Annotated in this window: 8 protein-coding genes; 4 read left to right on the top strand and 4 right to left on the bottom strand. The window is 43.2% G+C overall.

Translation table 11 applies throughout. The features are described from left to right. The first annotated feature begins 27 nt into the window (after positions 1–27). The 4 genes from F3741_04765 to F3741_04750 all read left to right on the top strand — a co-directional run bounded on the left by F3741_04765 (position 28) and on the right by F3741_04750 (position 2,044). Positions 28–222 (top strand): hypothetical protein, encoded by a 195-nt coding sequence (locus F3741_04765; protein ID MZG30114.1) that lies wholly within the window; start codon positions 28–30, stop codon positions 220–222. Then, a complete protein-coding gene (locus tag F3741_04760) occupies positions 219–596 on the top strand; it encodes a holo-ACP synthase (GenBank protein MZG30113.1) in 378 nt (125 codons plus the stop codon). Before F3741_04765 ends, F3741_04760 begins: the two co-directional genes overlap by 4 nt. Before the next feature lie 63 nt (positions 597–659). Next, the gene (locus F3741_04755) at positions 660–1,526 is read left to right on the top strand and encodes a lysophospholipid acyltransferase family protein (protein MZG30112.1); all 867 of its coding nucleotides are present in this window, start codon (positions 660–662) and stop codon (positions 1,524–1,526) included. After that, positions 1,481–2,044, top strand: coding sequence for a hypothetical protein (locus F3741_04750; protein ID MZG30111.1), 564 nt, complete (start codon positions 1,481–1,483; stop codon positions 2,042–2,044). Before F3741_04755 ends, F3741_04750 begins: the two co-directional genes overlap by 46 nt. A 14-nt stretch (positions 2,045–2,058) precedes the next feature. Here the strand turns inward: F3741_04750 and F3741_04745 are convergent, their stop codons facing one another. From F3741_04745 to F3741_04730, 4 genes are all read right to left on the bottom strand, one after another. Further along, positions 2,059–2,820 (bottom strand): FliA/WhiG family RNA polymerase sigma factor, encoded by a 762-nt coding sequence (locus tag F3741_04745; GenBank protein ID MZG30110.1) that lies wholly within the window; start codon positions 2,818–2,820, stop codon positions 2,059–2,061. A gap of 16 nt (positions 2,821–2,836) precedes the next feature. Next, on the bottom strand, positions 2,837–3,091 hold the full coding sequence (locus F3741_04740) for a hypothetical protein (protein MZG30109.1): 255 nt from the start codon (positions 3,089–3,091) through the stop codon (positions 2,837–2,839). Further along, complete coding sequence (locus tag F3741_04735; protein MZG30108.1) at positions 3,088–3,951, bottom strand: MinD/ParA family protein; 864 nt, start codon at positions 3,949–3,951, stop codon at positions 3,088–3,090. The genes F3741_04740 and F3741_04735 overlap by 4 nt, the downstream gene beginning before the upstream one ends. Positions 3,952–3,983: 32 nt before the next feature. Further along, positions 3,984–4,373, bottom strand: a 390-nt coding sequence (locus F3741_04730; GenBank protein MZG30107.1) for a flagellar biosynthesis protein FlhF, incomplete at its 5' end; no start/stop codon positions are given.

The following is a 4,373-nucleotide window of genomic DNA, read 5'->3' as shown; positions in this document are numbered from 1 at the left end:
GAAGATCCACCTGTTACCGCAAAACAGGTGGATCAGTCTTTAGGAAGCAAACTTGATTTGATTCTTGATGGTGGAACATGTCCTGGTGGAAAACCTTCAACCCTTGTTGATCCAGTAGAAATGCCTGTTCAACTTATCCGGCCAGGTGCCATCCCTTTCAGTGAAATTGAAATAGCACTTTACGGCAATTCTAAATCCACTCACCCAGAGGCTCGAGGATGATATTTGGAACTGGTCTTGACATTATAGAAATAGATAGAATAAAAAAGTCTCTGGAAAGGTATTCCCAAAGATTTGAGAACAAAGTTTTCACCGATGGGGAAATCAATTATTGCCAATCCCAGGCGGATCCCGGAAAACATTTTGCAGCCCGGTTTGCTGTTAAAGAGGCTGTATCAAAAAGCCTGGGAACAGGTATCAGCAATGATGTAGGATTCAAAGATATTGAAGTGGTAAACAATGAATCTGGAAAACCTATTGTCAAAATGGCGGGACGAGGAAAATTATTATTTGAAAAACTAAACCTCAAGTCCATCCATATATCTATTTCTCATGATCGGCATTATGCTATTGCTCATGCCATTGCAGAACAATAAACCAAACCTTTGAAATCAACTCGGCACTTTCTGGAATACTTTGTTTTTAGTCTACTGGTTTTGATGGTGCGCTTTCTGCCCCAACAAACAGTGGTGCAGTTTGGTAAAGCGTTAGGCAGCCTGTCCTTTCTCTTTTCCAACAAGCGCAAAAAATCTGCAAGAATCAACCTGGATATTATTTTTTCTGATTCAAAGTCATCCAGCGAAAAAAACAGAATCATCAAGAAATCCTTTCAAAATCTCTGCATATCAGCTTTGCAATGTTTCTGGGTTACATCAGACACAGAAAACAGGGTGCGAGGGCTCATAGAAGGTGATCCAAAAGGGCTGGATCTATTACGCGAGTCTTTGAATAAAAACAACGGTATTTTTTTTCTAACCGCCCATTATGGAAACTGGGAAATAATGGGTTTGTTTCATGGCTATCTTGGCATCTGCCCATTAACATCTATCGCTCGAAAGCTGGACAACCCTTTACTGGATCGGGCAACAACAAAACTTCGTACCATCTCCGGAAACAGGATCATTTACCGCGATGAATCTCCTTTAAAAATTGTACGGGAAATAAAAAATAATAACAGCGTTGCAGTGATGATGGACCAGAACACAGCCAGAGGCGGTATTTTTGTAGATTTCTTTGGGAAGAAAGCAGCGACCCCCCGTTCACTGGCTTCATTGAGTTATAGAACTGGAACTCCCATACTCCCTTTATTTTGCTATCCAACTGATGAAGGGACCTATCGCATTGAGTATGGACCAGAGTTTCTACTTGAAAAGACCGGCAACAAAGAAAATGATATTTTTAAATGGACCCGCCAGTTTGAAGAATTCATAGAGAATGTTATCAGGAAAAACCCAACACCCTGGATGTGCGGACATCGACGATGGAAAACCCGCCCCCCAGGGGAAAAAGGGAACAATATTTACTGAGCCAGTTTCGGATCATGAAATGTCCTGCCTGCCAAAATGAATTGCAAGAGAACGTTATTGCGGGAATAAAAATACAGGCTTGCAGGGGAGAGTGTGGGGGATTGTGGTTTGACCGCTTTCAGTTCAAAAAACTTCAATCTTTGAAATCCGGTCTAGGACAATCACTCCTGATGATTGAAAGGGCTGAAGGAGTAAAAATTTACAGGGGAGCGGAACACGCCTGCCCTGTATGCAAAACGACTTTGCTATATCGGCATTTTTTCAGTGCCGAAGCAAATACAGAAATCAACCAATGTTCCAAATGCAGAGGGTTCTGGATAGACCTCGCTGGATTGGCCAGCCTGTATTCACTTCCAACGAATCAAAGAAATAAAGCCATTGAAAATTATTTTTCTACCATCATCAATGAGAAGATATCCGGAATGCGTTCACATCATGACGACATGGCACAACAGGCACAGGTTTTGGTAGAAATCTTTCGATTCCTATGCCCTGACAGTGAAAATTTATTGATATAAAAATGTTGCGAGGATTACATTTCTTCTGCAATCAAGGATTTCAACTTATTGCGCAGTCTGAATACTGCTTTGGAGTGAATTTGCGAGACTCGAGATTCGGTTATGCCCAACACCTCTCCAATCTCCTTCATGGTCAGTTCTTCATAGTAATAAAGAGAAATCATCAGGCGTTCTTTTTCAGGCAGGGTATCAATCGCTTTTGCGATAATTTCTTTTAGCTCAACAAGCCTTAGGTGGGTCTGCGGGTCCGCATCTCCCTTGCCCGCAAGACAATCGAGAAGACTTTGTTGTTCTCCCGACTCTTTGGCAATACCCAGGTCTTCCAGGCTGAGTATGGGCATGCTCTTGGTTTCATTTAAAGTGCTGAATAACTCATCCAGACTGACTCCCATCGCATCAGCTATTTCATCATCTTCGGGTGGACGCCCAAGCTCGTTCTGCAGTTTCTGTACAACCGCGTCCATGGAAGAAGCTTTCTGCCTCACCGATCTGGGAACCCAGTCCATTGATCTCAATTCATCAAGAATCGCGCCGCGAACCCTGAACTCCGCATAGGTTTTAAACTTTGCGCCACGAGATGAATCATATTTATCTATCGCATCGATCAAGCCTAAAACCCCAACACTTATCAAGTCATCCACCTCTATATGGGGTGGCAGGCGCATGGCGATCCGGTTGGCTACATATTTGATCATCGGAGCGTACTCTTTAATCACAGCCTCGCGGTTTTCAACCGAAATTTCGATCTGCTGTAATGCTTCCTGTTTTTGTGCCATTTAAAGACTTCTTTCGTTACGCTGTTTGATCCAACTGGTTTCCCTTATCAGAGTCACTGCTATCGAAATCCTGTATTGAAGCATCTTCATCTTCTAACAAAAATATATACGCATAACCCCAAACCAGTCCTCCAAAAATCAGTGCTCCCAGTCCTCCACGAATCGCACCTGTCAGCACCCGGCTTCCCATCAAAACACTGCCAACGCTAAGTATACCGAAAGCAATCAATGCAAACGCCAGCGCCATCTTTTGAATCGTTAAAGAGTTCATTGTACTTCAAATGCGCTCCGCCAGAAATAAGGTTGATCTCCTTCACGAGAAAGGGGACTGGGTTTCTCTTTCGAAATTTTTTCCGCCAATTCATTAAGGCAGCCGCTGAATTTCGAAAAAGGGTATAACTCTAAAAAAGCTTTTTGTTGCCGAACCGCTTTGGGTACATTCGGATCATGCAGGATATGCCCCAGGTATTCGACAGAAATTTCATTAAGAAAACGGTCCGTGACCGCTGTCAAGTTACGATAAACGCCCTGCGCTTCACGTTCTGAGCTGACAGAATTAACCACCACCCTGAAATGCTTCTGGGCATGTTTAAGATGAAGTGTTTTCATCAACGCATAAACATCCGTCAACGAAGTGGGCTCTGTTGTAGCAATGAGAATTGTTTCATGGGCCGCACTACAGAAATAAGTGACATTAGAGGAAATACCGGCACCTGTATCAAAAATCAAAAAATCATACCCATGGCTGACACGGTCCAGCTCATCCATGAGAATCATTTTCTTTTCAGGTTCCAATTGAGTCAATTCCTGCAGGCCATCGCCGGCAGGCAATAGATTAATATCAGCAGGCCCTTGAAGAATAATATCCTCCACATTGGACTCTCCTGAAAGGACATGCCCAATATGTTTTTGTGGAGCCAGCCCTAAAAGGATATCAATATTATTCAACCCTAAGTCCGCATCCACAACGAGCACTTTTTTTCCCCTCTTGGATAAGGCATAAGCCAGGTTGGCGACGAAGTTGGTCTTTCCAACGCCTCCTTTTCCGCTACTGACCGCCAAAACCCTGAGGTTTGAACCGCTCATCTTTCCGTATACCATTCTTTTTAAAGTAGTTGTCTGCCTGCTCATAATATACTCTGGCTCTTTAATTTATCTTGAATTCAGTTAAAAATCAAACTTATTACCCGGTCCGGCCTGGCTACTTCTAGGTCTTCTGGAACCCGCTGACCCGATGTGAAATAAGATATAGGTAACTTATTACGAACGCTGAAATTAAATAAAGAGCCAAAACTCAAGCCCTCATCCAGTTTGGTGAACAATACACGGTCAACGCCAATAGGTGAAAATTGTCGGTATGTTTTATGAAATAGTTTTTCCTGGGCGGTCACACTGAGAACCAAATGAATTTCCACCCCACCAACCGTGTCAAAAATCTCCTTCAACTGCCCCGAATAGTCCTTATCCTGATGCGAGCGACCTGTGGTATCAATCAATATCAGGTCTTTATCCGAGTGGCTGTCGACAATGCGGCGCAGATCTTCTTTTCCTTC

Source organism: Nitrospinota bacterium (genome assembly GCA_009873635.1).
In the GTDB taxonomy this organism is placed as follows: domain Bacteria; phylum Nitrospinota; class Nitrospinia; order Nitrospinales; family VA-1; genus LS-NOB.
The sequence above is the reverse complement of the archived record's forward strand: the minus strand, read 5'-3'. Positions and strand labels throughout refer to the sequence as shown.

What these genes read in the sequence shown, in the direction of transcription:
- F3741_04760 (MZG30113.1), top strand. Translation starts at nt 219, where the DNA reads ATGATATTTGGAACTGGTCTTGACATTATAGAAATAGATAGAATAAAA.
- F3741_04755 (MZG30112.1), top strand. Translation starts at nt 660, where the DNA reads ATGGTGCGCTTTCTGCCCCAACAAACAGTGGTGCAGTTTGGTAAAGCG.
- F3741_04750 (MZG30111.1), top strand. Translation starts at nt 1,481, where the DNA reads ATGGAAAACCCGCCCCCCAGGGGAAAAAGGGAACAATATTTACTGAGC.
- F3741_04745 (MZG30110.1), bottom strand. Translation starts at nt 2,820, where the DNA reads ATGGCACAAAAACAGGAAGCATTACAGCAGATCGAAATTTCGGTTGAA.
- F3741_04740 (MZG30109.1), bottom strand. Translation starts at nt 3,091, where the DNA reads ATGAACTCTTTAACGATTCAAAAGATGGCGCTGGCGTTTGCATTGATT.
- F3741_04735 (MZG30108.1), bottom strand. Translation starts at nt 3,951, where the DNA reads ATGAGCAGGCAGACAACTACTTTAAAAAGAATGGTATACGGAAAGATG.